This window comes from Gemmiger sp. (genome assembly GCF_036306485.1).
In the GTDB taxonomy this organism is placed as follows: Bacteria; Bacillota; Clostridia; order Oscillospirales; family Ruminococcaceae; genus Gemmiger.
Map to the genome: position 1 here is coordinate 1 of NZ_JAXJZK010000044.1, position 25,955 is coordinate 25,955.

Here is a 25,955-nt window from a genome sequence, read left to right on the forward strand (position 1 = left end):
TCCAGGAAGGGAATGCAGGCGGTGGCCACGGAAACCATCATTCGCGGAGAAACATCCATGAAATCGACCTGTTCGCGGGCAAATTCCTGAATGTCGTTGCGGTGACGGCCGGAAACGCGGGGACGGACGAAACGGTTGTTCTCGTCCAGAGGTTCGTTGGCCTGCGCGACGATGTACTCGTCCTCGATGTCGGCAGGCATATAGACGACCTCGTCGGTGACAACGCCGGTGGCCTTGTCAACGCGGCGGTAAGGCGCCTCGATGAAGCCGTACTTGTTGATCTTGGCGAAGGACGCCAGGTAGGAGATCAGACCGATGTTGGAACCTTCGGGGGTCTCAATCGGGCACAGACGGCCGTAATGGGTGTAATGAACGTCGCGGACTTCGAAGCCTGCGCGGTCACGGGACAGACCGCCGGGACCCAGAGCGGACAGACGGCGCTTATGGGTCAGCTCGGCCAGCGGGTTGTTCTGGTCCATGAACTGGGACAGCGGGCTGGAACCGATGAATTCGCGGATGGCTGCCACAACCGGGCGGATGTTGACCAGGCTCTGCGGGGTGATCTCGCCGGATTCCTGGTTCTGGAGCAGCTCGCCCACGCTGCGGACACGACGGTTGCCGAGGTGGTCGATCTCGTCCGTCGAACCGATGCCGTGGTCCAGGCCGATCAGGTAGCTGACCGAGGCGAAGATGTCGTCCACGGTCACGGTGCGGCTGATCAGCTTGTCGTGGTTCTTGGTCAGCAGTTCCTTCTGCTCCTCCGGATCGGAGGTGGCATCGAGGATCTTACGGATCTCGGCAAAGGAAGCACGCTCGTTGATGCCGCACTCCTTCACGTCAAAGCTGAAGAAGGGCTGGGCATCCACGCAGCCGTTGGAGACCACGATGACGGGAACCGGTTCGTCACCCTTCTTCTCCACCAGGACGGTGACGCGGGTGACGCCGGCGGCGTCGATCTCGGCAGCCTTGTCACGGCTGATCTTCTCGCCTTTGGCGACCAGCAGCTCGCCGGTCAGCGGCGCGATGATGTCCTCGGCGGCCTTGTAACCCGCAATGCGGCGGGCCATGGCCAGCTTGTTGTTCATCTTGAAACGGCCGAACCGGGCCAGGTCATAGCGGCGCGGATCGAAGAAGAGCAGATTGATGTGGTTGCGGGAGTTTTCCACCGTCGGGGGCTCGCCGGGACGCAGCTTGCGGTAGCACTCCAGCAGGCCTTCCTCGGTGGAATGGGTGATGTCCTTTTCCAGCGTGGCGTTGATCTTGGGCTCGGAATCGCCGAAGAACTGCCGGATCTGGTCGTCGGTGCCAAGGCCCAGTGCACGCAGGAAGGTGGTGATGGGCAGCTTGCGGTTCTTGTCGATCCGGACATAGAACACGTCGGAGGAGTCCGTCTCATACTCCAGCCAGGCACCGCGGTTGGGGTTCATGGTCGCCGTGAACAGGTCCTTGCCGGTACGGTCCTTGGTGGAAGCGTAGAACACACCGGGAGAACGAACGAGCTGGCTGACAATGACACGCTCGGCACCGTTGGAGATGAAGGTGCCGGAATCCGTCATGAGCGGGAAGTCGCCCATGAAGATTTCCTGCTCCTTGACCTCGCCGGTCTCCTTGTTCAGCAGGCGTGCCGTGACATACAGCGGCGCAGCGTAGGTGGCGTCGCGTTCCTTACATTCTTTAATGGTATACTTGGGGTGCTTGTCCAGACGGTAATCGACAAATTCCAGCGAGAGGTTGCCGGTGTAATCCTCAATGGCGTCAATGTCATGGAACACCTCGCGCAGGCCCTCGTCCAGGAACCAGTTGTACGAGTTTTTCTGAATCTCAATGAGGTTGGGCATTCCGATCACTTCATTGATGCGGGAAAAGCTCATTCTGGTGGTTCGACCGTTTTGTACGGGCTTGACCTTTACCATAAAATGCGACCACTCCTATTCCTTAGATTGTAAAACTTGGCGAAAGCGCTCCCGCCGGGTGGGGCTTTCCATAGGATATTCGGCATTTTCCACAAACTTTGCAAAAAACGCGTAAAAGCAAAATTCCTTTAGGGCGCTCTATTCCATTTTGTGATACTGCTTCAGTATACCTGATGAAATGCCGATTGTCAAGGGCTTTTTCCGGGTTTTTCGTGATTTTGCATCAGGTTGTTGAACGCCCGGGCGAGTGTAACCTTTATCCCGGCATTTTGACGATTTTGCCCTTTTTGTCCTGACTTGACAAATCGATTTTCCTTCCCTGCCGTCCGGCTCCGGCATATTGTCCAATCCGATGCCCCGAAATTTGTGAGCTTTGGGAGGTTTCCGGGCGCGGCACGGCGCAAAAAAGCCCGGCAGGCTGCCAAGGCGGCGCCTGCCGGGAAAACCGAATTGTAAATTTTCAGGACGTTCAGTCCAGGAAATCCTTGAGCTTCTTGCTGCGGCTGGGATGACGGAGCTTGCGCAGTGCCTTCGCTTCGATCTGGCGGATACGTTCGCGGGTAACGTTGAACTCCTTGCCGACTTCCTCCAGCGTGCGGGGACGGCCGTCTTCCAGACCGAACCGCAGCCGCAGGACCTTTTCCTCCCTCGGGGTCAGCGTCTTGAGCACCTCGGCCAGCTGTTCCTTGAGCAGCGTCTGGCTGGCAGCCTCCGCCGGGACGGGCGCTTCCTCATCGGGAATGAAGTCGCCGAGGTGGCTGTCCTCCTCCTCGCCGATGGGCGTCTCGAGACTGACAGGTTCCTGGGCCACCCGCATGATCTCACGGACCTTGTCCACAGGCATGTCCAGGCGTTCGCTGATTTCCTCGGCGCTGGGCTCGTGGCCGTTCTCATGCAGGAGCTGGCTGGACACCTTCTTGACTTTGTTGATGGTCTCAACCATATGGACCGGAATCCGGATGGTGCGTGCCTGGTCGGCGATGGCACGGGTGATGGCCTGGCGGATCCACCAGGTGGCGTAGGTCGAGAACTTGAAGCCTTTGGTGTGGTCGAACTTTTCCACCGCCTTGATCAGGCCCAGGTTGCCCTCCTGGATCAGGTCAAGGAACTGCATGCCGCGGCCCACATACCGCTTGGCGATGGAGACGACCAGACGCAGGTTCGCCTCGCTCAGGCGCTGCTTGGCCTTCTCGCCTTCCTTGCCGCCAGCCTGGATGGCAAGGGCCAGTTTGACTTCCTCCTCAGGAGTGAGCAGCGGCACACGGCCGATCTCTTTCAGATACACCTTGACGGGGTCATCGATGGTGACGCCGTCGCTGGCCAGCGCATCCTCGAAGTCATCCACGCTGTCCTCGGTCAGATTGGCGGCGTCGGCCGTCACGTCAGCCACATCTTCGTCCACAACTTCGATGCCGCTGCTCTCCAGTTCCTCGTACAGCTTTTCCATCTGCTCCACATCGACGCCGCGGCCGCTTTCCTCCATGGCGTCGCTGATCTCGTTGCTGGTCAGCTTGCCGGACCGGCGGCCCTGATCAATCAATGCGCGGATGGGATCTTTCTTTTCTGCCATAAGTAGTTTCTCCTTTGGATTTTATTCTACCCGTTCTTTGGTATTTTTATCGGGGAAAATCATGGATTTATCCGGCCTTTTTATTCCTCCGGCGGCCGGTCGCCGACTTTCTTGCGCGCCAGGGCCGCAAACCGGCTGCGGAACTCGTCGTCGGAGGTTCCGGCCACCTGGGCACTTTCGGGATGGGCCGTCCGCAGACGGTCCAGCAGCATGTCCACGTCACGCCGTGTCAGACGCAGATCACTGTTCTGCGCCTGTGCCAGCATGACCTGGCCATAGGCCTTTTCGTCCAGCCGCTGGGACAGCGTGGTGGCATTGGGCGTCACGCCTTCCTGCGCGCAGTCAAAGATGGCACGGATGGCCTGCTGCATCTCGGGCAAAACGACCGTTCCGAGATCAAGGTTCTGCCGGATATAGGCAATCTGGTCGGGGTCCTGCAGCATGGCCGCCACAATCTGCCGCGCGGCACTGGCTGCGCCCAGGGCTGCGTCGCCGCCCCGGTCATAGGGTACCCGGATGTCAGCCGCAATTCCCTGACGGGACAGATCCCGCTGTTCCCGGCGATACGCCTTACGGGCCGCGCCGCGCACCGCGGCTTCCAGCTGTGCCAGCACCGCTTTTTTGTCGATGCCGGTCTGTTCGGCGATCCGTCCCGCATAGACATCCCGCGCCGTGGGGCTGACCGAGCCGGACGCCAGGATAGAAATGGCTTCCCGCACATAGTCCAGCCGTCCGTTGTCGGTCCGCAGATCATATTTGTCGCGGCACTTGGAGAGCTTGAACTCGGTCGGGTTTGCCGTACCGTTGAGTACCGCCTCAAACCGGTCCCTGCCATAGGTGCGGATGAATTCGTCCGGGTCCTTGGCGCCCGGAATCTTGAGCACGCTGACTTTGACGGGGCTTTCGGCAAAAAGGCCCAGGCTTCGTTCGGTGGCCTTCTGGCCCGCCTCATCGGAGTCGTAACTCAGAACGACCTCCTCGGCATACTCGCTGAGCAGCTTGACCTGGTCGGGGGTGAGTGCGGTTCCGCAGGCACAGACCGCCGTATCGAATCCGGCTTCGTGCATGCTGATGACATCCATATAACCTTCGCAGAGGATGAAGCGTTTGGATGTGGATTTCTTGGCAATGTTGAGGGCAAACAGGGTGCGGGATTTGTGGTAGACCATTGTCTCGGGCGAGTTGATGTACTTGGGCTTGGAATCGTCCAGCACACGCCCGCCAAAGGCAATGATGTTGCCGCGCACATCAATGATGGGAACCATCACACGGTGGCGGAAAATGTCGTAGAGATTGCCCTTGGCACTGCGCTTGACAAGGCCCGAGGCTTCCAGTTCCGGTTCGGTAAAGCCGCGGTGGCGCAGATAATGCAGCAGTCCCACAAAGTCCTCCGGCGCATAGCCGAGGCCGAAGCGTCGGATTGCCGCATCGGACAGGCCGCGCTTTTCCTTCCAGTACCGCCGGGCCGCGGCGGCTTCCGGCGTTTTGGCATTGAGCTGTTCGTAGAAATACCGCGCCGCATTGCGGTTGATCTCCAGCAGCCGGCCGCGCTGCCGGCTTTCCTTGTCGTCCTCCTCGGGCATGGGCATCCCCGCGCGGGATGCCAGCTGTTTGACCGCTTCAACGTATCCGAGGTTGGAGATCTTGCGCACAAAGTTGATCGTATCCCCTGCCGCGCCGCAGCCAAAGCAGTAGAAGCTCTGGGTATCGGGATAGACCGTGAAGGACGGCGTCTTTTCGTTGTGGAACGGACACAGTCCGGTATAGGTGCGGCCGCGGCGGCGCAGTTGCACATATTGTCCCACAACCTCAACGATGTCGTTGCGGGAAACCACTTCCTGTATGTAATCCTGAGGAATCAAACGCGGCTGCGCCTCCTTTCCTGTGGGTGTGCTGTGCCGTCAGAGGACCTGCCATTTTTTCGGCACGAACAGGTCCTCGAACAGGCGGGTGGCGTAGGCATCACTCATGCCGGAGATATAATCCACCACGGCACGGTCAATGCCCTCGTGGTACGCCACCTGCATATAAAAGTTCGGCATCAGGGAGGGATCACTGTACAGACGTTCGTACAGCTCCGAGATCATCTTGTCCACCTTTTTCTCTTCCCGCTTGGCTTCCTTGTCCACATAGACCGTGGAATACATGAACTCCTTGAGGACGCGGTAGGCTTCCTCGACCTCGAGAGAGAACTGCAGCTTTCCTTCCCGGCTGTTGGTCACCAGGTCGGTGATCATCGTGGTGATGCGGGCGGACTTGGTATTGCCGAGCACCCGCGTTGCCTGGGACGGCAGCGCGGCCGCATTGAGAACCCGGGCTGCCACCGCGTCCTCGATGTCATGGTTGAGAAAGGCAATCTGGTCGGCGTACCGCACCACGCAGCCTTCGGGGGTCCGGGCCCAGGTACCCTTGGTGTGGGTGATGATGCCGTTGCGGACCTCCCAGCAGAGGTTGAGGCCCCGGCCATCCTTTTCCAGAGAATCCACCACCCGCAGGCTCTGGCGGTAATGGGTGAATCCGCCCGGGCAGAGCCGGTTCAGTGCGCGCTCCCCGGCGTGGCCGAACGGCGTATGACCCAGGTCATGGCCCAGGGCAATTGCTTCGGTCAGGTCCTCGTTGTAGCGCAGTGCACGGGAGATGGTGCGGGCAATCTGGCTGACTTCCAGCGTATGGGTCAGCCGGGTCCGGTAGTGATCCCCTTCGGGGGAGAGAAACACCTGTGTTTTCTGTTTGAGGCGGCGGAAGCTCTTGCAGTGGAGAATCCGGTCACGGTCCCGCTGGTAGCAGGTCCGCAGCGGGTCCTCCGCTTCGGGACGGCGCCGGCCGCGGCTGGCCTCACTGAGGGAGGCATACGGGCTCAGGGTGAGCCGCTCAATCGCCCGCGTCTGTTCGCTGACTGTCATCCGATCATCCCCCTTTTTCTTCCGGTGCAGACACCTTCTGCATCAAAAACAATCCTCTATATAATAAATACGATAAAAAGGGGGATTTCCCTTGCTTCTTTTGTGAAATTTCCGAGAAATCGGAGCTCCACTTCAGAATGCCGCATAGCGCGGCGTTCCGGTCCGGACCGATGCCGTGCCGCGGGTCAGTTCCTGCAGGCTGCGGCAGAGCGATTCCTCGGTTCCGGAAGGCATCTTCCAGCGCAGCGTCACCGCGTCGGCATAGACCGGTTCTTCAAGGCGTCCGCCTGCGGCCTGGATCAGCCGCTGTGCCTGCTCGAACGTTCCATACGGGACGGTGATCTCGCAGTCGACAATCAGCCGCATCGAGACCAGCTCGGCGTTCTGCAGGGCCCCCGACGCCGCGGCCGTGTAGGCCCGCACAAGGCCGCCGGTTCCCAGCAGGATTCCGCCAAAATACCGGGTAACCACAACGATGACATCGCTGAGCCCCGCGTGGGTGATGGCTTCCAGCACCGGCGTTCCTGCCGTCTTGGCAGGTTCGCCGTCGTCGCTGTAGCGCATCCGGCCGCCTTCCCGCAGTACATAGGCATAGACGTTATGGCGGGCCGTGCGGTTGGCCGCCCGGACCCGGGACAAATGCTCCAGCGCTGCCTGTTCGGTGTCGGCAAAGGCCGCCGACGCGAGGAACCGGCTGCGCTTTTCTTCATATTCAAAGGTAGAGATTCCGCGGATGGTCTTGTAGTCCGCCATGGAGTCCTCCTTCCGGAACCATACAGCCAAAAATACCGCAGATGTTGCCATCTGCGGTATTCTGAGCTTGTAATAAACTTACTTGCCAGCCTTGACGTTGGCGTAACGGCGCTTGAAGCGCTCGACACGGCCGCCGGTATCCACCAGCTTCTGCTTGCCGGTGTAGAACGGATGGCACTTGCTGCAAACTTCGACACGGATCTCCGGCTTGGTATCGCGGGTATGGATCACGTTGCCGCAGGCGCAGGTGATGGTGCAGTCCATATACTTCGGATGAATGCCCTGCTTCATGAATTTTCACCTCTTTCTCGATCATGACTAAAAGGAGCCATACTTGATATATGTGCTCATCACAATCTTCGAATTGCGGCTACCAGCAATCGCCATCCTGTGCGAATGGAGCAGCCATCTGAACGATTGCCTGACTATTTTAGCAGATAACGCCGTACATGTCAAGACTCTTGCGGGATTTTCACAATCAGGCCAGCAGCGGCTTGCAGGCTTCGGCCAGTTTGTCCTTCTGGGCCTGGGCTTCGGCCAGGTCCTTGCCGAGCGTCGTGAAGTAGGTCTTGATCTTGGGCTCGGTGCCGGAAGGACGGATCACGACGGTTGCCCCGGAAGCCAGCGTATAGATCAGCACATTGGCAGCCGGCAGGCCGGTCGTTTCGGGTTTCTCGTAGTCCACGGCCTTGACAACCGGGTCCCCGGCAAAGTCCTTGGGCGGATTCTTGCGCAGGTTGTCCATGATGCCGGCCATCTTGTCCATACCGGACAGGCCGGGGAATTCAAAGCTGTCCACCTTGTTGAGGTAACGGCCGTATTCGGCATAGATGCGCTCCAGCTCTTCCTTGATGGAGCTGCCCTTGGCACGGTAGTAGGCGGCCATCTCACAGATCAGCATCGAACCGATGATGGCATCCTTGTCGCGCACATAGGGGCCGGCCAGGTAGCCGTAGCTCTCCTCGAAGCCGAAGATGAAGCGGTCCACTTCCCCGGCGGCTTCCAGCTTGGCGATCTGGTCGCCGATCCACTTGAAGCCGGTCAGGACGTTGCGGCACTCCACACCGTAGTGTTCGGCCACCTTGTCGGCCAGCGGAGTGGAGACGATGGACTTGCACATGACGGGGTTCTTGGGCATGGTTCCCTGCTCGATGCGGCCGGCGCAGATGTAGTCCAGCAGCAGCACGCCCACCTCGTTGCCGGAGAGCAGCTCATAGCTGCCATCCTTGCACTTGACGGCAATGCCCACACGGTCGGCATCGGGGTCGGTGGCCAGCATCAGATCGGCGCCGGATTTCTCGGCCAGTTCCAGACCCAGACGCAGCGCCTCGAAGATTTCGGGGTTGGGGTACGGGCAGGTCGGGAAGTTGCCGTCCGGGTCCTTCTGTTCGGGGACAACGGTGATGTCGGTGATGCCGATATCGCCCAGCACATGGGTGACCGGGACCAGGCCGCTGCCGTTCAGCGGGCTGTAAACGAGTTTGAGACCGGCGGTCTTGCAGATGCCGGGACGGATGGAGCGGGCTTCGATAGCGGCATACAGCGCATTGATGCAGTCGTCATCCACATAGCGGATGATGCCCTTCTCCAAGCCTTCCTCAAACGGCATGACTTTGGCGCCGGTCAGGATGTCGGTCTTCTGGATTTCGGCGTAGACGATGTCGGCGGCCTCGTCGGTCATCTGGCAGCCGTCCGGGCCGTAGGCCTTGTAGCCGTTGTACTTGGCGGGGTTGTGCGACGCCGTGACCATGATACCGGCATTGCAGTGATAGTACCGGGTGGCAAAGCTCAGGGCCGGGACCGGCATGAGTGCTTTATAGATGCGGACCTGCACGCCGTTGGCGGCCAGGACCTCGGCGGCAGCCTTGGCGAACACGTCGCTCTTGATGCGGCTGTCATAGCTGATGGCGACCGTCTGCGTACCGCCCTGGGTCTTGACCCAGTTGGCAAGGCCCTGCGTGGCCTGGCGGACGACGTAAACATTCATCCGGTTGGTGCCGGCGCCGATGACACCGCGCAGACCGGCCGTGCCGAACTTCAGCGCCACGGCAAACCGGTCCTGAATGGCGGCGTCATCATCGCGGATGCTCTCCAGTTCCGGCTTCAGATCAGGATCGTCCAGATCGGCTGCCAGCCAGCGGCTGAACATTTCCTTATACATTTTATACACCATCTCTTTCTTGCACTGCAGAATTTTTGGGTAAATTCACTTGTACATCATAAATATACCAAGTTGACGACGCATTGTCAATCGAAAACCAACGTCGGACGCAAGATTTTGCACATTTTTTTCATTGGAATCCTCTATCCGGCCAGGTGCGCAAAAAAGCTCTTGCCCGACGCCCGGGAAGGCGATATACTGAGAAGAGAAATCATTTCAGCGGGGAGACGACGTTGATGTATGCGCATGTTGTAAGTCTTGGAGTCACAGGGCTCAACGGCTATCTGGTCACAGTGGAGTGTCATATTTCCGGCGGACTGCCTCAGTTCGTGATGGTGGGACTGCCGGATTCCGCCGTCAAGGAGAGCAGTGAACGGGTGCGCAGCGCCATCAAGAACCTGAAATGCCCCTGGCCGGCCAGCCACATCACCGTCAACCTGGCCCCCGCCGATGTGCGCAAGACCGGGTCATTGTATGACCTGCCGGTCTTTATCGGCATCCTGGCAGCCCAGGGGGCACTGCCGCAGCCCGGTGTGGCCCAGGCGTTCCTGGGAGAGTTGGGGCTGGACGGCACGCTGCGGCCCATCGCCGGCGTTCTGCCGATGGCGCTGGCGGCCGAGCGCGCCGGCATCACCGAACTGTTTGTTCCCGCCGAGAATGCCGCCGAAGCCGCCGTCGCCAAAGGGCTGCAGGTCCATCCCGCCCGCAGTGCCGACCAGGTCCTGCGCCATCTGCGCGGGGAGGAAGCGCTGCCGACGGCGAAACCGGACGGCTACAACAGTGCCGGCGAATGGATGGGACCGGATTTTGCCGACGTGCGCGGCCAGGCCGAGGCCAGGCGGGCCATGGAGGTTGCCGCGGCCGGCGGACACAATCTGCTGATGATCGGCCCGCCCGGCACCGGCAAAAGTATGCTGGCCAAACGCCTGCCGGGCATCCTTCCGCCGCTGAGCTATGAGGAGGCGCTGGAGACAACGGCGATCTACTCGGTTGCCGGGCTGACACGATCGGGAACCGGTCTGATCCGGGAACGGCCGTTCCGCAGTCCGCATCACAGTGTGAGTGCCATTGCCATGGCAGGCGGCGGCAGCACTCCCCACCCCGGCGAAGTGAGTCTGGCCCACAACGGGGTACTTTTTCTGGATGAGCTGCCCGAGTTCAGCCGGGAAACGCTGGAAGTCCTGCGCCAGCCGCTCGAGGACCGTCAGGTCTCGATCAGCCGTGTGCACGGATCGGCGGTCTATCCCTGCCGGTTCATGCTGGTAGCCGCAATGAACCCCTGCCGCTGCGGCTATTACGGCTCCGGCGTGCGGGAATGCACCTGCACCCCCAGCGCGATTGAGCGGTACCGGCAGCGGATTTCGGCGCCGCTCCTCGACCGGATTGACATCCATGTGGAAGCACGGCCCGTCGAGTATGAGGCCCTGGCCCGCGAGGAGAGCGGCGAGCCGAGTGCGGCGATCCGTGCCCGGGTTATCGCCGCCCGCAAAGTGCAGCAGGAACGGTACCGGGGCAGCGGGTACCGCTGCAATGCCGACCTGCCAAGCGGCGTGCTGCGCCGCTATTGCCGTCTGACACCCCCTGCCGAAAAACTGCTGCGGGGCGCCTTTGAAAAGATGGGGTACAGTGCCCGGGCCTATGACCGGATTCTGCGGGTTGCCCGCACCGCCGCCGACCTGAACGGGTCGCCGAGCATCGGGACTCCCGAGCTGATGGAAGCCCTGCAGTACCGCAGCATGGACCGGAAACCGCGATAACGAAAAACAGCGCAGTCTCTTGCAGAAGAGGCTGCGCTGTTTTGACAGGTCGATTATCAGCGGGAAGGGTGTTCCTCCCGGCGGGCTTCATAAAACAGATACTGCTGCAGAATGCCCGCATTGCCGTACCGAGGAAAAGGATTGACGCCGTCATAATACCGGTCGATGACCCGGCGGATCCAGACATCGACCGGGGCACATTCCAGCCGGCCGTACCCGAAAAGCGCCACACAGTTGGCGACCTTGATGCCGACACCGTACAGCTGCATCAGGCGTTCGACCAGCGCTGTATCGGGAAGGGCATCCAAGGCCGCCAGATCCAGGGTTCCCTGCGCAACGGCACGGGCCGCCGCGCGGACGTAGGCCTCGCGGTACCCCAATGCACAGCCCTCCCAGGCTTCGGGCGCTGCGCCGTCCAGCTGCTGCGGTGTGGGGAACGCGCAGAGGGTCTCCCCTGTTCCGGCCGGCAGCGGTGTGCCGAACCGGGTGCAGAGGGTTTCGACACAGCGGCAGATGGCCGGAATGTTCTTGCGCTGGCTGATGATGAAGGTGATGAGCATTTCCCACGGGTCTTGCCGCAGGATGCGGATTCCCTGTCCGGCCTGGGTGGCCTTCCGCAGATAGGCATCGGTTTTCGGAATCGCGGAACGCACGGCGGCATACCGGCGGTCCAGATCAAAATACCGGTGCCAGAAGGTCTGCCAATCCTGCGGGGTACAGTCTGTCTCGTACCGGTCCGGGGTCAGCTGCCGGATCCGCAGTACCCGGTCCCCGCTGACAAACCGCCAGGTATCTTCCCGCCGGGCAATGCGGAAGGCCTGCCCGCTGGCGGCAATCTTGGCAAGATCAAAATCATCTTGGATCGTGACGATCACAGGGTGTCCTCCCGCAGAAGGGTCAGCATCCGTCGGGCGCTTTCCGCCCAGGAATAGCGCTGCAGCACGGCAGCCGCATCCCGGCCGGGCGTGAAGTCGTCCACGTTGCCGTCGTTGGTTTTCAGGTCAATGTAATCGGCATGTTCGCCGTAGATCTCCCGCATACAAGGCGTATCGCTGACCATCACGCGGGGCGCCCCACAGGCGATGGCTTCGAGCGGCGGAATGCCGAACCCTTCATACAGGGTGGGAAACACAAACGCCTTGCAGTGCTTCATCAGGGTCTTGGCCTCCCCGTCGGTGACGTACCCGAGATACACGACGTTGGGCAGATGGTCGAGTCCCAGCGCCTCGGCCTCCTCGGTCAGGCTGCCGCCGCCCGCAATGGCGAACACGGCCTCGGGTTTGCGCTGGGCCGCGCGGAGTACCCAGGGGAAGTTCTTGTTTTTCATCAGGTTGGACATCGAGAAATAATATTCGCCGGGTTTGAGGCGCGGCCATTTGGTATGCTCGCCGAACACCATGGGATCGGGGAAAACCCGCTCCATATGCTGCCAGGCATTGTAGATCACCGTGATCCGGTCAGGGGCGACATGATAATACCGCATGATCTCACTTTTGGAAAACTCCGACACCGTGACAATCCGTTTTGCCTTGGCGGCGATGGCATTGTACTGGGTGCAGTGCCAGGCGGCGCTCATCCGGCCGCGCAGGTCGGTGAAGAAATCCGGCCGTGCCTTGTAGCACACATCATGGAGCACCGCGATGCCTTCCGACCCGGAACTCCACAGGGGAATCACATTGCACAGGCAGAGCCAGCGGCGTCCGCTTTTGGCCAGATACCGCGGAAAATCCTGCTGTTCCCAGCTGGTGCCCCGTCCGGCCAGGACCGCATTCTCATACGGAACGACCGTGATGTTGGCATAGTCAGGCGTGTGGGTGTCGGGCGGAACGACGAGTTCCAGCTCCCCGGGGTCCAGCAGCTTGTCCAGTTCCGCCAGAAGCTCGATCGCATAGCGCTGGATGCCGGAAACCTGCTGGGTAAAAAAGTATCCATCGACAGCATAGCGTGACATGATGTTCTCCTTTTGCTTCGTTATCCTTCCGTGAGGCAGTACCTCTGTTTACATTGCAGAATCCGCTGTACGCTCTCGTCCAGCCGCTGTTCCGGGATCGTGCCGTCCCGCACCGCATCCAGCACGGCATCATAGGCTTCCCGGAGATTCTCGGGCATCAGCAGCAGATCGGCACCGGCCAGGATCGCCTGCACGGCGGCTTCCCCGGAGGAGCAGCGGCCAGTGATGGCTCCCATCGCCAGCGAGTCCGTCACAATCAGTCCCTGATACCCCAGCTGCTGCCGGAGCACACCGGTGAGCAGTTTGCCGGAGAGCGACGCCGGGGTATCGTCGCCGGTCACGGCCGGGACCGCAATATGGGCCGCCATGATCAGCGGCGCCTTGTCCAGGTTGCGGGCAAAGGGGACCAGCTCACAGCTGAGCAGCTCGTCCAGCGTTTTTTCGGTGGTTGCCGGTCCGTCATGGGTGTCCTGGGTGGTATCGCCGTGACCCGGAAAATGTTTGAGCGTACAGGCCACCCCGGCCCTGGAAAATCCGTCGCAGGCAGCGCCCACCAGTGCGGCCACCGTGTCGGGATCGGACCCGAAGGCCCGGTCCCCGATGACCGGATTTTCGGGATTGGTATTGAGATCCGCCACCGGTGCAAAATCCAGAGTAAACCCGAATTGTTTCAGATATGTTGCAATCGTGAATGCCATTGCTTCGGCATCGGCCGGATCGCCCGAGGCGCCGACGGCTGCGGCACTCTCGAACCGGGGCAGATCAAATCCCGGCTGGTTGGCCAGCCGCGCGACGGTGCCGCCCTCTTCATCCACACCGGTGAAGAGCGGAACGGCGGAGGCCTGCTGCATCTGACGCAGAAATTCTGTGATCTGGTCGGGGCTGACGAGGTTCTTGCCGAACACCACCACACCGCCCACCGGGATTTCCTGCAGTGTCCGGCGCATGGCGTCCGAAAGTTCGGTCACCCCGGGGCCGTCCGCGTCATGGACCTGCTCAGATGTCAGCGCGGGGTCCAGCGCGTCCGGGCGGACGAGAAACAGCTGACCGACCTTTTCTTCGAGGGTGAGCGGTCTTCCCTGCCAACAGACCTCCGATTCCGCGGCGGCAGGGGTCGGGGCGGCCGTGGGCTGCACGGTGACGGCGGCCGACCGGCCGTGCGCCCCGCATCCGGCCAGGCAGACCGCGAGCAGAAGAACCGACAGGCAACGCCAACGCCGCATACGCCATCCCCCGTTTCCTGAGAAATCCTATCATTCGGATTTATTATATCATAAAAAAGCAAAAAGGGAATAGCCGGCGCCCGGTCGGACCGGACTGCGCGGATGAGATCGGTTCCCGGACAAACAAAAAGAGCCAGCCCCGTCAAAAGCAATCGGGGCTGGCTCTTCAGTTTTGATCAGGAAGTGGCGTCGGCGAAGTCATCGGCCCCGCCCACCGGATCCTCGGCCACCACATCGGCGGTCTCGGCGCTCTCCGGCGTGGCTGCCTTCAGGCTGGCCTTGTCGTAGGCAAAGGCGGAGAGGTTCTCCGAAGAGACCTCATACACTACATCGGGGGCAGCGGACGAGCGCAGATAGTTCAGCGAATCATCCTCGGGGTCAGTTCCGCCGAAGGAGCACTGCACCGATCCGTCCGCGCTGACGATCGTCACCACCACGTTGGGCGTATCCAGTCCATAGGTGGAATCCGCCTCCGGCGATGTGATGGACCAGTCGGTGGTCATATCGCAGATGGTATTGGCCATCGTGTTCACGAGATCCTGGTCCAGCGAATAGTCGGGATCGTCACTGAGCGTCCAGGTGCCGTCGGTCTGGGTGAAGCTCAGCGTGTTGCCGCCGGACTGCACGGTCATCGTCGTGATGGCGTCGCTCTCAATATCCGTGATGTCCTGGGCTGCATAGAGCTGCTTGGGCGTCTTGCAGATGTCGCTGAGATCGGTCAGGCTCACCGTGTAAACGGGGCCGTCCTCCGACGTGCGGACATACCAGGTATCGGTCATGCTGTTCTTGCTGCCGACCGTCAGTTCCCACTGGTCGCTGCCGGTGGAGAGGGTGATGACCTGGGTGGGGTCATCAAAGCCCATCTCCTCGACATCGGCGTCATCGGTCAGCTGCCGCTGTGCCGTCAGGGCGGTCAGGTCGGCTGTGATGGCATCCGCCTTGCTCTGGTCAATGGGAAGCGCCGGGTCGGAATCCAGCGTCCAGGTGCCGTCGGTCTTGGTCAGCGAGACTTCGACCGGCTCCTCTGCGCTGGCATCCCGGTAATACAGGGAGGTCACCTCCCCGCTGTTGAGGCTGCACAGCGGGATGCCGGTGTCCTCCTCGCTGCTGTCCACAGTCTGCAGAACCAGCAGCAGGATAGCCAGGATCAGAACCACCGCGCCCAGAAGGGCCAGCGGCAAAACTTTTTTCTTGTTCATGCGGGAGCCTCCTTAACGGCGACGGCGCAGGATGGCGATGGCCACACCCACCACGATGAAGGCGAGCGGCAGCACGATGGTGAACAGGATGCCCAGCGCCATCGTTGCCTGCGGCGGCACGGTCAGCGTTTCGGCGCTCATGCTCTTGCTGTCAATGACAACGGCGTTTTCCTCGCCGGTCATCCAGTTCACAACACTGCCCAGCAGCTGGGCATTGCCGCCCGACACCGCACTGTTCATGCTGGCGGTGAAGACACTGCCGCAGTTGACCCAGACAATCTTGGCGTTGTTGGCGCTGTCCTCGGCCGCGACGGCAATCGCAAACGGACCGTCGGGATCGTTTTCACCCTTCTGGGCGGTTTCGGCGGTGGCGTAGTCCTGCATCGAGTAGGAGGACGAGCTCGTGGAGAGCAGCGTGGTGAAGGTCAGGTCTTCGGCATCTTCATTGGTCACGATGCCCTGGGCCACCGGCGTAAAGACATACATGCCGTCCGTCACTCCGGACGTGATGCTGTTGGACTTGAGTTCGGGCAGCAGGTAGGTCGGCGGGTAGCGGTACGCATAGTAGCCGCTGTCCGTCTCCACGGCCAGGCCGGGCTGACGGGTCATGCCGTATTCAGACAGGACCGCATCCAGGTTGGGCGTGCTGACCGTCATATCGGTGGCAACCAGCAGGCAGCCGCCGTTTTCCAGATAGCCGCGCAGCGCATCGGCGTCCAGCTCACTGTAATCGGTCTGCGGGGCATTGATGATGACCGCCGAGGCATCCTCGGGGATCGAGCCCGCACTGATGAGGTTCAGATCCTGCACGCTGACGCCGGAGTTGTCCAGCGTATCGGTGAAGTCGGTTTCCAGCGCGGTCTCGCCGTGGCCGGTCATCTGATACAGGACATAGCTGCTCTCGCGCGTCACCTTGGCGATGCCGGAGGAGAGCGCACTCTCGGCCGAGAAGCTCATCGTATAGCTGCCGTCGTAGTAGTAATTGGAGTAGTCGGCATCATACATATCATAGTAGTCCACCACCGTGTGATTGTCGCCGCAGACGAGAATCACGCTGGACGCCGAGGCATCCTGGGCATCGTACTGCTGCGCAAAGGTGGGATACAGGGCCGGGTCACGCTGCTGCCAGCTGAAATGGGAGCTTTCGCCCGCGTAGCGGTCCAGAATCCGGGTGATGTTGGAATCCTCGCTGCCGGTCTCGGCCAGGTAGTAGGCCGTGACGTCGGTGTTGAGGTCATGCAGCATGGTTTTGGTGGTGTCGCTGAGGGTGAACATCTTGCCGGTCGAGATGTCAAACTGAGTGAACTTGGTCGGGATGGCATTGACCACCAGGTTCAGAAGAATGACCAGGACCAGGACGATGACCGCCAGCACACTGGCATAGGCACCGCTGCGGAGACTGCGGCGGCGGCTTGCCTGCTGTGCCTCGGTGGGGGCCGGGGCATCGGAATGTTTCTTGATGAATTTCATGACAGTTCCCCTCCCCTTCTCAATGCCAGCGGCGGCGTTCCAGTGCCTGACCCGTCAGGAACAGGAACAGTCCGGCCACGGACAGATAATACACAATGCCGGAAACGCTGAACATGCCGCCCACGAAATCGGTGAACGGATCAAAGAGCGCCAGCGCGTCCAGGACCTTGTTGAAGCCGGTGAGCAGCCAGGCCGGGCGGAGCTTGAAGAGCAGGATCAGAACGACGGCACCGCCGCAGAAAACCGCACTGCCCACCGTGACGTTCTTGCAGGCAAGGCCGATGAGGACAGCCGCCACCGCCAGGACAACGCAGAACGCCAGGAAGGCCAGCGTATTGCCGGAGGTGAACAGACCCTTGATGCCGTTCATCAGGTATGCGATCAGCAGAATGCCGAAGGTGGAAAGGTAGGCGATGATCTGGTTTTCGGTCAGGACCGAGACAAAGGTACCGATGGCGATGCAGGCCGCTCCCAGCAGGAAGTAGGCAAAGATCGTGGCATAGGCACTGGTCAGCGAGACGGTGCCGAAGGCCGTGAGGACCAGCGGCAGGATGCAGGTTACCAGCATCGGCACGGCAAAGACAGCGAGCTGTGCAAGGTACTTGCCCAGCACGATGGACGGGATGCCGACCGGACTGGTGAGCAGCAGCTGGTCGGTCTTGTTGCGGCGCTCATCCGCGAAGCTGCGCATCGTCAGGGCCGGCAGCAGGAACAGCATCACCAGCACCGTGGAGTACAGAACCGAGGAGAAATCCGAGGTTGCGTACACCAGGCAGTTTGCGGAATAGTAAAGGCCGATAAAGGCGAGCATGACACCGATCACCACATAGCCGATCAGGCCGGTGAAGTAGCTGCGCACTTCGCGTTTGAAAATCGCGGCCATCTTATTCACCCTCCTTCTCGTCTGTTGCGGGAGCATCCGACGGCTCGGAGTCCGGCGCCGGTTCGGCGGAGGCCTGCTCGGGCGCCGGCTCTTCGGCCGGGGTCTGGGCCGGTTCGGACGGCTCAGTCTCGGCCGGCTCGGCGGCTGCGGGGGCCTCGGTCTTCTCAGGCTCGGTCTCGGTGATCTGCAGGAAGACATCCTCAAGGCTCATGGTATCGCTGCTCAGCGAGAGCACCGGGCAGCCTGCGGCAGCCAGGGCGCGGGACAGCGCCGCACGCAGATCCTCGCCGGAAGTGCTGGCGGCGGTAAAGCTGATTTCGTTCGCCTTCTCGGCGGTCACGCGCAGATCGGTGAGGCCCGGAACGCTGGACGCCGCGGCCAGGACATCCTCGCGGGAACCCTGTGCGGTGGCGGAGATCACACCGCGGGCGGCCAGCTTGGCGGCCAGCTCCTCCGGCGTGCCCTGTGCGGCGACCTTGCCGTGGGCGATGATGAGAACGCGGTCACAGATGTTCTGCACCTCGCTGAGGATGTGGCTGGACAGGATGACCGTATGGGTCTGGCCCAGATCATGAATCAGGGTGCGGATTTCGATCATCTGGGCAGGGTCCAGGCCGACGGTCGGTTCGTCGAGAATGATGATCTTCGGGCTGCCGAGCAGAGCGGCTGCAATGCCGACACGCTGACGATAGCCTTTGGAAAGATTGCGGATCAGACGTTTTTCCATCTCATGCAGGCCGGTGCGGGCCACGGCCTTTTCCACGTCCTGGCGGCGGGCTTCCTTCTTGCGGACACCCTTGAGTTCCGAGACGAAGTTGAGGTATTCCCAGACCGTCATATCGGTGTACAGCGGCGGCTGCTCGGGCAGATACCCAATGCACGCCTTGGCGCCCTGCGGGTCCTCCTGGATGTCGTGGCCGTCAATGCTGACGGTGCCTCCGGTGGGGGCAAGGTAACCGGTCAGCATGTTCATTGTGGTGGATTTGCCGGCGCCGTTCGGGCCCAGCAGGCCGTAAATGCAGCCGTCTTCCACCGTGAAGCTGATGTCATCGACCGCGGTATTCTTGCCGTACCGCTTGGTCAGGTGGTTGACTTCGATCAATGGATAACACTCCCCTTTTTGACGGGTTCCGCCCTGCGGCAGTTCCCGGTATCAAGTCTGTGAGTGATTATAATCCCTAATTGTGAAAATTGTGGGGTAAAGGTTTGAAGAGTTGTGAAAATTATACAAGGTTCTTCGCCCTTTTCTGCGCGGTTTTCCGGGGTTTGGTCGTGCCTCCGCGATCTTTTTTTGACGGAGCGCGAATCTCATGTTATAATAAAAAATACTGCCGATTTTTATAGAAAGGTTTTGAGATATGCTGAACTTGATCGAGACCGTCAACACGGCGGTCAACAACTTTATCTGGGGTGTCCCGGCCATGATCTGCATCATCGGCGTGGGGCTGTATCTGAGCATCCGGACCGGCTTTCTGCAGCTGCGGCGGTTTTCCTTTGCGATGAAGGCAACGCTGGGCCGGGTCTTCCACAAAAAGGATGCCGTCAGCGGCGCAATGACGCCGTTTCAGGCGGTCTGCACGGCGCTCGCGGCAACCGTGGGCACCGGCAACATTGCCGGCGTGGCCGGTGCCATTGCCATCGGCGGACCGGGTGCCGTCTTCTGGATGTGGGTGTCGGCGCTGTTGGGCATGTGCACCAAATTTTCCGAGGTGACGCTGGCCGTCTATTACCGGGAAAAGAATGCCCGGGGCGAATACATCGGCGGACCGATGTATTACATCCGCAACGGCCTGAAACCCCGGTGGCACTGGCTGGCAACGCTGTTCTCGGTATTCGGCATCCTGGCGGTGTTCGGTACCGGCAACGCCACCCAGACCAACGCCATTACCACTGCCATTGACTCGACGCTGCTCAGTTTCGGGCTGGCGTCGGAGACCGCCCTGCCGCCGCTAAACCTCGCCATCGGCATCCTGATTGCCGCACTGGTCGGGCTGATCCTGCTGGGCGGCGTCAAACGGATCGGCAGCGTGTCGGAGCGGCTGGTTCCTTTTATGGCGCTGTTTTACATCATTCTGGCTCTGGGCGTGATTGTGGTTCATCTGGACCGCGTTCCGGCAGTCCTCGGCCAGATCGTCGAAGGTGCCTTTGCCCCCTCCGCCGTGACCGGCGGCGTGGTGGGCAGCTTCTTCACCAGCATGAAGAAAGGCGTGTCCCGCGGCATTTTCTCCAACGAAGCGGGTCTGGGCACCGGGTCCATTGCCCATGCCTGTGCCGACACCGACGAGCCGGTCCATCAGGGTCTGTTCGGCATCTTTGAGGTGTTCGCGGACACCATCGTGATCTGCACGATGACCGCACTGGTGATCCTGTGCAGCGGCGTTCCCATCAACTACGGTCAGGCCGCCGGTGCCGAGCTGACGATCTCGGGCTTTACGGCCACCTACGGCAGCTGGGTTTCCCTGTTCACCGCCGTGGCCATGTGCTGTTTCGCCTTCTCGACGATTCTGGGCTGGGGGCTGTACGGTGCGCGGTGTGTGGAGTATCTGTTCTCCTCGTACTGGACCCGCCCGTTCATGTTCATCTATGCCCTGGTGGCCATCCTGGGCGCCACGGTGGACCTGGGGCTGCTGTGGAGCATCGCCGAAACCTTCAACGGTCTGATGTCCATTCCCAACCTCATCGCCCTCTTCCTGCTTTCCGGCACGGTCGTCCGGCTGGTGCGCGAATACTGGGTGCCCGGCGGTCCTGCCGAAAAACAAAACTGAACCGCATCAAAAAAAAGCCGTATCCCGATGGGACACGGCTTTTTTTGTTCAGGATCTGCGGGCGCCGACAATGCGGTCGGCGATCTGCATGGCCACTTCTTCCTTGCTCTGGAGCGGAAGCTCGGTGGCTCCGTCCGGGGTCAGGAGGGTGACCACGTTGGTATCCACGCCGAAACCGGCGCCGGGTACCTTGAGATTGTTTGCCACAATCATATCCATATGTTTCTTGGCCAGTTTGGCCGCCGAATTGGCGATGAGGTCGCGGGTTTCCATCGAGAAACCGCAGACAAACAGCCCCTGCGGCTTATGCTCCCCGACCCAGGCCAGAATATCGTCGGTGCGCTCCAGCGGAAGGGTCAGGTCCCCGTCCTTTTTCTTGATCTTGTCGGACGCCACCGTTGCGGGGCGATAATCCGCCACGGCGGCGGCCATCACGAGGGCATCGGCGTCCATCGCGTTGGCCTTGACGGCCTCAAAGAGATCCGCCGCGGTCTTGAACGGCACCGTTTTGACAAACGGCACCGGACGCAGGGAGGTCTGCGCCGTGAGCAGCGTGACATCGGCGCCGCGCAGCATACAGACTTTTGCGACGGCATATCCCATCTTGCCCGTCGAATGGTTGGTCAGGTACCGCACGGGGTCCAGCGGTTCCTGGGTGGCCCCGGCCGAGACCACGACCTTCATGCCCGCCATGTCCTTTTCATGGGCCAGTTCCCGCCAGCAGTAATCCAGCAGGACCTGTTCTTCCGGCAGGCGGCCGGACCCCACATCGCCGCAGGCCAGCAGGCCGGAGCCCGACGGAATCACCACAAAGCCGTAGTGGCGTAGCGTTTCCAGGTTATCCTGGGTGATGGGGTTTTCCAGCATATGGGTGTTCATGGCCGGCGCCACCAGTTTGGGGCAGCGCGCCGCCAGCGTGACGGTGGTCAGCATATCGTCGGCAATGCCGTGAGCCATCTTGGCCAGCACATTGGCCGTCGCCGGTGCAACCAGAATCAGGTCGGCCGCGTTGGCCAGCGAGACATGCGCGACATCATATTGAAAATTGCGATCGAACGTATCCACAATGCAGCGGCGGTTGGTCAGTGTCTCAAAGACGAGCGGCGAGATGAACTCGGTGGCATTCTTAGTCATGAGAACATGGACGTCGGCGCCGGCCTTGACCAGGGCATGGGCAACATTGGGCATCTTGTAGGCGGCGATCCCGCCCGAGATTCCCAGAACAATGGTTTTGCCTTGAAGGTTCATAAAGGGCACATCCTTTTATCCGGTTTTGGTGGTCTGTGCTAAGTATAGCGTGCTTTGTTCCAAAAGTAAAGCCGCCCACTGTCGGGTCTGTTCGGGGTCCCGGCTGTTGGCATAGATGGTCCAGTCCTCCAGCCGCACACGGATAACCGGGCTGCTGCCGGGGTAGACAAAGAGCATACAGGCGCCGGATTCGCTGCCGGTGAAGTAGCCCACCGTCCAGTCCCGGCTGGCCCCGCCGTTGGTGCGCAGGAAGGATTCCTGCGGCATGGAATCCAGCAGTTCCACCGAGCGGATCTCGCCCGGCTGGATCGTATAATGATAGTAGGCGGCCGAGAATTCCAGTCCCGCACCGTCCGGCTGCAGCCTGACCGTCGGGCGGATAAACGGGATCAGCAGAAGGAGCAGGGCCAGGATTGCCACCGTCGAAACCACAATGCCCAGGATACTCAGCACGCGGCCCACCGGATGGCCCACATTCATGGCCAGCTGCATGCTGTTGAACCGGCTTTGTACAAACAGGCTGGGATCGTCCGGGTTGCAGTACACACCTTTGGCCCAGTATTCATCGTCGTCGGTCACAGCCGGTTCGCCGGTTCCGGCAATCATCCGCCGGGTCCGGCTGCGGGCGGACACCAGTCCGATCACGACGCAGAGGGCTCCTGCCGTGACAAGCAGCAGATAGATTCCATAGTCCAGCGTTCCGGGCCATCCATCGCCGGTCAGGCGCCAGCCCATCCAGCACCAGGCTGCGGTGTTGCCGCTGCCTGCCAGCAGCATCGACCACGCCCAGGCGCGCTTCTGCATCCGGTTTACCGCCACATTGCACACCGGATCTGCCGAGAGCATCCGGTTGGGGCGTCTGATTCCCACCATCTGAAGGGCCGCCAGCAGAACACCCGCAGCCGCCGCGCTGCCGAAGAAAATCCAGAACATCGAACGCAGGGACGGCTGCACCTGCCCGGCGGCAGGAAGCGGCAGAGCCAGGAGCAGCAGAATCGGCAGCTGCCATTCCAGGCCGGGTACGCCCCGGTCGCTGCGGGCGGCTGTCAGCGTATCCACATGGACCACGCGGCGTGTTGCCGGAAAGAACCATCCGCGGTCACACTTGATGCGGTACATCCGCCAGTGAGCGTGATATATCAGCCACCCGGTCCAGGCAATGTAAAGAAGGAGCCAGATCACTTCGACCAGAACCCCGGCCGCCACATTCCCAAGACTCGGCAGGCAGATGAGCACCGCCAGCGGCAGATTGACCAGATGCGTGATCCGCCACAGCCGGGCAGTCTGATGGCACAGACGCTGCACTTCCGGGTCGGCGAGCGCTTCGGGCGGGACGTGAACCGCCAGCAGCATTCCGTCACGGAGTTCCGTGTCATGGCGCCGTTCCGCCATCGTGACAAGGACCACCACAAGATTGCAGACCAGAAAGATGATCACCGTAAGCCACATGGGTCATGTCCTCCCTTCCGGTTCGATCCTGGCAAAGGCCTGACTGCACAGACGCAGAAACGCCGACCGGTCCAGACCGTTGAGCCGCGCCTCGGCGCTGAGCAGCTCCAGCTGCGGTTCCAGTGCATCCGAACAGGCCGCCGCATTGTCCTGTTTCGGCGCCACCATCGCCCCATGCCGGCGGTCAATCACAAGATAGCCTTCCGACTTGAGCATCTGATACGCCTTGTTGACGGTCATCGTATTGATCCCGGCATCGGCGGCAAGCTGCCGGACCGTGGGCAGGCTCTCTCCGGGGACGAGCTCTCCGCGGGCAATCCCGGTCACGATCTGGTTGCGCAGCTGGCGATAGAGCGGCGTTTCAGCGCAGGGGTCCAGCGTGAGAATCATCGGGCATTCCTCCGATCTTGTATTATTTGTATTACTAAATATAATACAAATGCAGGGTTCTGTCAAGGACAGTTGGCAAATCCGGCACAACCTGTTATAATAGCAATATTTTGAGAGTACAAGAAGGTTGCAGCTATGATTCTGGCAGTCGATATCGGAAACACCAACGTCTGCATTGCCGGGCTGGACGGGCATCATGTCCGGTTTACGACCCGGATGGTCACCCGTGCCCACTGTACGACGGACGAATACACGGCGGAGCTGAAGTTCCTGCTTTCCCGTCTTCGGGTGACGGCGGAGGACTTCGAGGGCGCCATTGTCTGCAGTGTGGTGCCGAGACTGACCCGTCCTTTGGCGGACGCCTGCCGCCGTCTGACCGGGTACGAGCCGCTGTTCGTCAGCAGCTCGCTCGACACGGGGCTGACGTTCGGTGTGGATGCCCCGGAGCGTGTGGGGCAGGACCGCCTGGCCGATGCCGCAGCGGCAGCCGCCCTGTATTCCCTGCCCTGCATGACGGTGGATCTGGGCACCGCCACGACCTACAATGTGATTTCGGCGCAGCGGGAATTTCTGGGCGGTTTCATCGTGCCGGGTGTCCAAACCAGTCTGCGCGCCATCAGCGCCGGAACGGCCCAGCTGCCCCCCATTGCCCCACAGGCCCCCGATCATCTGATCGGCCGGAACACCGTGGAGTGTCTGAACAACGGCGCCATGTTCGGTACCGCCGCCATGCTGGACGGTCTGGCGGCCCGGGTGGAGGAAGATCTGGGACAGCCGCTGACCGTGGTGGCCACGGGCGGGCTGGCGCCCTATATCATGCCGTGCTGCCGGCGCGGCATCCTGTACGACGGGGATCTGCTGTTCAAGGGGCTTTCCCTGCTGTTTGAAAAAAATCACTGAATTCCTGACAAAGCAACAGGCCGTGGGAGAAACCTCCCACGGCCTGTATGTATGAAACGGGAATTACATATCCGGCGTGACGGGCACCGCACCGTAGTTGCGGACGCTCAGCACATGGCAGCTGCCGGCGCCGAACACGGCATCAATGGCAGCCTTGTATTTTTCCAGCAGATCGAGCGGCACAAACGCCTGGATCGTACCGGCAAAACCGCCGCCCTGCAGACGCCAGGCACCGCGGCCTTCCAGAACCTTCTGGCTGATGGCCAGCGCCAGGGGCACGCCCTGCTCCTTGGGGTTCTTGATGCTGTATGCATTCTGGTTGTATTCAAAGCTGGAATGGCCGCCCGCAATGATCAGTTCCTTGAACTTTTCAAAATCATCGGCCTTGATGGCGTCGCACAGTTCGGCGGCACGGCGGCAGTCATTGTAGAAATGGATGGCACGCACGACGGCACGGTCACCGGTGACCTTGCGGACCTGCGGAATGGCGGCCAGGAATTCCTGCTCATCCACCTCGCGCAGAACCTTCTTGCCGAAGAAAGCGGCCACGCTCTCCATCTCGCTGCGGATGGCGGCATAGTCGTCGGTCAGGTCAGCATGGCTGCCCTTGGTATCGCTGATGCACAGCGCATAGCCCTTGCCGGCCAGATCGAACTTGGTCTTGTTGACCACCGGGGCCGTGGGGTCCTTGAAATCAATCGTGATGGCGCTGCCCACCGCGCAGGCCGTCTGGTCCATCAGGCCGCAGGGTTTGCCGAAAAAGACGTTCTCGGCATACTGGCTGATCTTGGCGATCTCAACCTGATTGAATTTTTCCATATCGTTGTCATTGTACTCGCCGCGGAAAATCGCGCCCATGCAGACCTCAAAGGCCGCCGAGCTGGACAGGCCGGAGCCGCGCAGCACATCCGACACGGTGTAGCAGTCAAAACCGCCGACCTTGCCGCCCTCGTTGACGATGCCGGCAGCCACACCGCGGATCAGCGAAGCGCTGTGCTCCGCCTCGCCTTTCTGGGGGGTGAGCTTGCTCAGGTCAATATCATCGATCTTGCCGAACCCATGGGAAATGACCCGCACAATGTTGTCATCATTCTTGGAAACAACGGCCACAATGTCCAGGTTGACCGCAGCCGCCATGACCACACCGTTGTTGTGATCGGTGTGGTTGCCGCCGATCTCGGTACGGCCCGGCGCCGAGTACAGGCTGACCGTACGTCCTGTCCCGAAATTCTTTTCAAAATTGTCGAGCAGTTCCAAATACCGGTCACGCTGGGCCGCCACGGTGGCAGGATCTGCCGCATACAGCTTGGCAAATGCCTGATCATACTGTCCGTCCCGGATCTTCTGTTTCAGTTCTGCACTGGTCGCCATAATTCAATTCACCTTTCCTTGCGTCAGTTCGTTCTGCGGGCTTTGTCGG

At 60.9% G+C, this 25,955-nt stretch carries 20 protein-coding genes and 1 pseudogene; 3 read left to right on the forward strand and 18 right to left on the reverse strand.

The window, feature by feature from the left end; translation table 11 throughout:
• The 7 genes and pseudogenes from U0L91_RS08970 to U0L91_RS09000 all read right to left on the reverse strand — a co-directional run.
• Positions 1 to 1,913: pseudogene (locus U0L91_RS08970) on the reverse strand (DNA-directed RNA polymerase subunit beta); the annotation flags it as partial.
• A 469-nt stretch (positions 1,914 to 2,382) separates the two neighbouring features.
• Positions 2,383 to 3,483, reverse strand: a complete 1,101-nt coding sequence (gene rpoD, locus U0L91_RS08975) for an RNA polymerase sigma factor RpoD (RefSeq protein WP_330046215.1) — start codon at positions 3,481 to 3,483, stop codon at positions 2,383 to 2,385.
• Between the two features lie 80 nt (positions 3,484 to 3,563).
• Complete coding sequence (dnaG, locus tag U0L91_RS08980; RefSeq protein ID WP_330046216.1) at positions 3,564 to 5,345, reverse strand: DNA primase; 1,782 nt, start codon at positions 5,343 to 5,345, stop codon at positions 3,564 to 3,566.
• 39 nt (positions 5,346 to 5,384) lie between these two features.
• Entirely contained in the window at positions 5,385 to 6,386 is a 1,002-nt protein-coding gene (locus U0L91_RS08985; RefSeq protein ID WP_330046217.1) for a deoxyguanosinetriphosphate triphosphohydrolase, read from the reverse strand.
• A gap of 132 nt (positions 6,387 to 6,518) precedes the next feature.
• Positions 6,519 to 7,139 (reverse strand): IMPACT family protein, encoded by a 621-nt coding sequence (locus U0L91_RS08990; protein ID WP_330046218.1) that lies wholly within the window; start codon positions 7,137 to 7,139, stop codon positions 6,519 to 6,521.
• Between the two features lie 78 nt (positions 7,140 to 7,217).
• Positions 7,218 to 7,430, reverse strand: a complete 213-nt coding sequence (rpmE, locus tag U0L91_RS08995; RefSeq protein ID WP_330046220.1) for a 50S ribosomal protein L31 — start codon at positions 7,428 to 7,430, stop codon at positions 7,218 to 7,220.
• Between the two features lie 187 nt (positions 7,431 to 7,617).
• The gene (locus tag U0L91_RS09000; protein ID WP_330046222.1) at positions 7,618 to 9,300 is read right to left on the reverse strand and encodes a phospho-sugar mutase; all 1,683 of its coding nucleotides are present in this window, start codon (positions 9,298 to 9,300) and stop codon (positions 7,618 to 7,620) included.
• Between the two features lie 236 nt (positions 9,301 to 9,536).
• Between U0L91_RS09000 and U0L91_RS09005 the strand changes: the two genes are divergently transcribed.
• Positions 9,537 to 11,057 carry a YifB family Mg chelatase-like AAA ATPase gene (locus U0L91_RS09005; protein ID WP_330046224.1) on the forward strand — a complete coding sequence of 507 codons (1,521 nt, stop codon included), beginning with the start codon at positions 9,537 to 9,539 and terminating at the stop codon, positions 11,055 to 11,057.
• A gap of 56 nt (positions 11,058 to 11,113) precedes the next feature.
• On the opposite strand, the gene U0L91_RS09010 is transcribed toward U0L91_RS09005, so the two are convergent.
• From U0L91_RS09010 to U0L91_RS09040, 7 genes are all read right to left on the reverse strand, one after another.
• Positions 11,114 to 11,932 carry a DNA-3-methyladenine glycosylase family protein gene (locus U0L91_RS09010; RefSeq protein WP_330046226.1) on the reverse strand — a complete coding sequence of 273 codons (819 nt, stop codon included), beginning with the start codon at positions 11,930 to 11,932 and terminating at the stop codon, positions 11,114 to 11,116.
• Complete coding sequence (locus U0L91_RS09015; RefSeq protein ID WP_330046228.1) at positions 11,929 to 13,008, reverse strand: glycosyltransferase family 4 protein; 1,080 nt, start codon at positions 13,006 to 13,008, stop codon at positions 11,929 to 11,931. The genes U0L91_RS09010 and U0L91_RS09015 overlap by 4 nt, the downstream gene beginning before the upstream one ends.
• Before the next feature lie 20 nt (positions 13,009 to 13,028).
• The gene (locus U0L91_RS09020) at positions 13,029 to 14,231 is read right to left on the reverse strand and encodes a glycoside hydrolase family 3 protein (RefSeq protein ID WP_330046230.1); all 1,203 of its coding nucleotides are present in this window, start codon (positions 14,229 to 14,231) and stop codon (positions 13,029 to 13,031) included.
• Positions 14,232 to 14,407: 176 nt separating this feature from the next.
• A complete protein-coding gene (locus tag U0L91_RS09025; protein ID WP_330046232.1) occupies positions 14,408 to 15,430 on the reverse strand; it encodes a DUF4340 domain-containing protein in 1,023 nt (340 codons plus the stop codon).
• 12 nt (positions 15,431 to 15,442) lie between these two features.
• Positions 15,443 to 16,900 (reverse strand): GldG family protein, encoded by a 1,458-nt coding sequence (locus tag U0L91_RS09030; protein ID WP_330046234.1) that lies wholly within the window; start codon positions 16,898 to 16,900, stop codon positions 15,443 to 15,445.
• 19 nt (positions 16,901 to 16,919) lie between these two features.
• Entirely contained in the window at positions 16,920 to 17,783 is an 864-nt protein-coding gene (locus U0L91_RS09035) for an ABC transporter permease (RefSeq protein ID WP_330046236.1), read from the reverse strand.
• A gap of 1 nt (position 17,784) precedes the next feature.
• The gene (locus U0L91_RS09040; protein ID WP_330046238.1) at positions 17,785 to 18,885 is read right to left on the reverse strand and encodes an ABC transporter ATP-binding protein; all 1,101 of its coding nucleotides are present in this window, start codon (positions 18,883 to 18,885) and stop codon (positions 17,785 to 17,787) included.
• A 256-nt stretch (positions 18,886 to 19,141) separates the two neighbouring features.
• Here U0L91_RS09040 and U0L91_RS09045 point away from each other — a divergent pair, with 256 nt between their 5' ends.
• A complete protein-coding gene (locus U0L91_RS09045) occupies positions 19,142 to 20,548 on the forward strand; it encodes an alanine/glycine:cation symporter family protein (RefSeq protein WP_330046240.1) in 1,407 nt (468 codons plus the stop codon).
• 48 nt (positions 20,549 to 20,596) lie between these two features.
• On the opposite strand, the gene coaBC is transcribed toward U0L91_RS09045, so the two are convergent.
• The 3 genes from coaBC to U0L91_RS09060 are packed head-to-tail and all read right to left on the reverse strand — an operon-like array spanning position 20,597 to position 23,635.
• The gene (gene coaBC / locus U0L91_RS09050) at positions 20,597 to 21,796 is read right to left on the reverse strand and encodes a bifunctional phosphopantothenoylcysteine decarboxylase/phosphopantothenate--cysteine ligase CoaBC (protein WP_330046242.1); all 1,200 of its coding nucleotides are present in this window, start codon (positions 21,794 to 21,796) and stop codon (positions 20,597 to 20,599) included.
• A 15-nt stretch (positions 21,797 to 21,811) separates the two neighbouring features.
• Complete coding sequence (locus U0L91_RS09055) at positions 21,812 to 23,245, reverse strand: hypothetical protein (protein ID WP_330046244.1); 1,434 nt, start codon at positions 23,243 to 23,245, stop codon at positions 21,812 to 21,814.
• Between the two features lie 3 nt (positions 23,246 to 23,248).
• Complete coding sequence (locus U0L91_RS09060) at positions 23,249 to 23,635, reverse strand: GntR family transcriptional regulator (protein ID WP_330046245.1); 387 nt, start codon at positions 23,633 to 23,635, stop codon at positions 23,249 to 23,251.
• A 135-nt stretch (positions 23,636 to 23,770) separates the two neighbouring features.
• Here U0L91_RS09060 and U0L91_RS09065 point away from each other — a divergent pair, with 135 nt between their 5' ends.
• The gene (locus U0L91_RS09065) at positions 23,771 to 24,535 is read left to right on the forward strand and encodes a type III pantothenate kinase (protein WP_330046247.1); all 765 of its coding nucleotides are present in this window, start codon (positions 23,771 to 23,773) and stop codon (positions 24,533 to 24,535) included.
• Between the two features lie 63 nt (positions 24,536 to 24,598).
• Here U0L91_RS09065 and U0L91_RS09070 read toward each other — a convergent pair whose 3' ends face one another.
• Positions 24,599 to 25,906, reverse strand: a complete 1,308-nt coding sequence (locus U0L91_RS09070) for a galactokinase (RefSeq protein ID WP_330046248.1) — start codon at positions 25,904 to 25,906, stop codon at positions 24,599 to 24,601.
• Positions 25,907 to 25,955 lie beyond the last annotated feature (49 nt).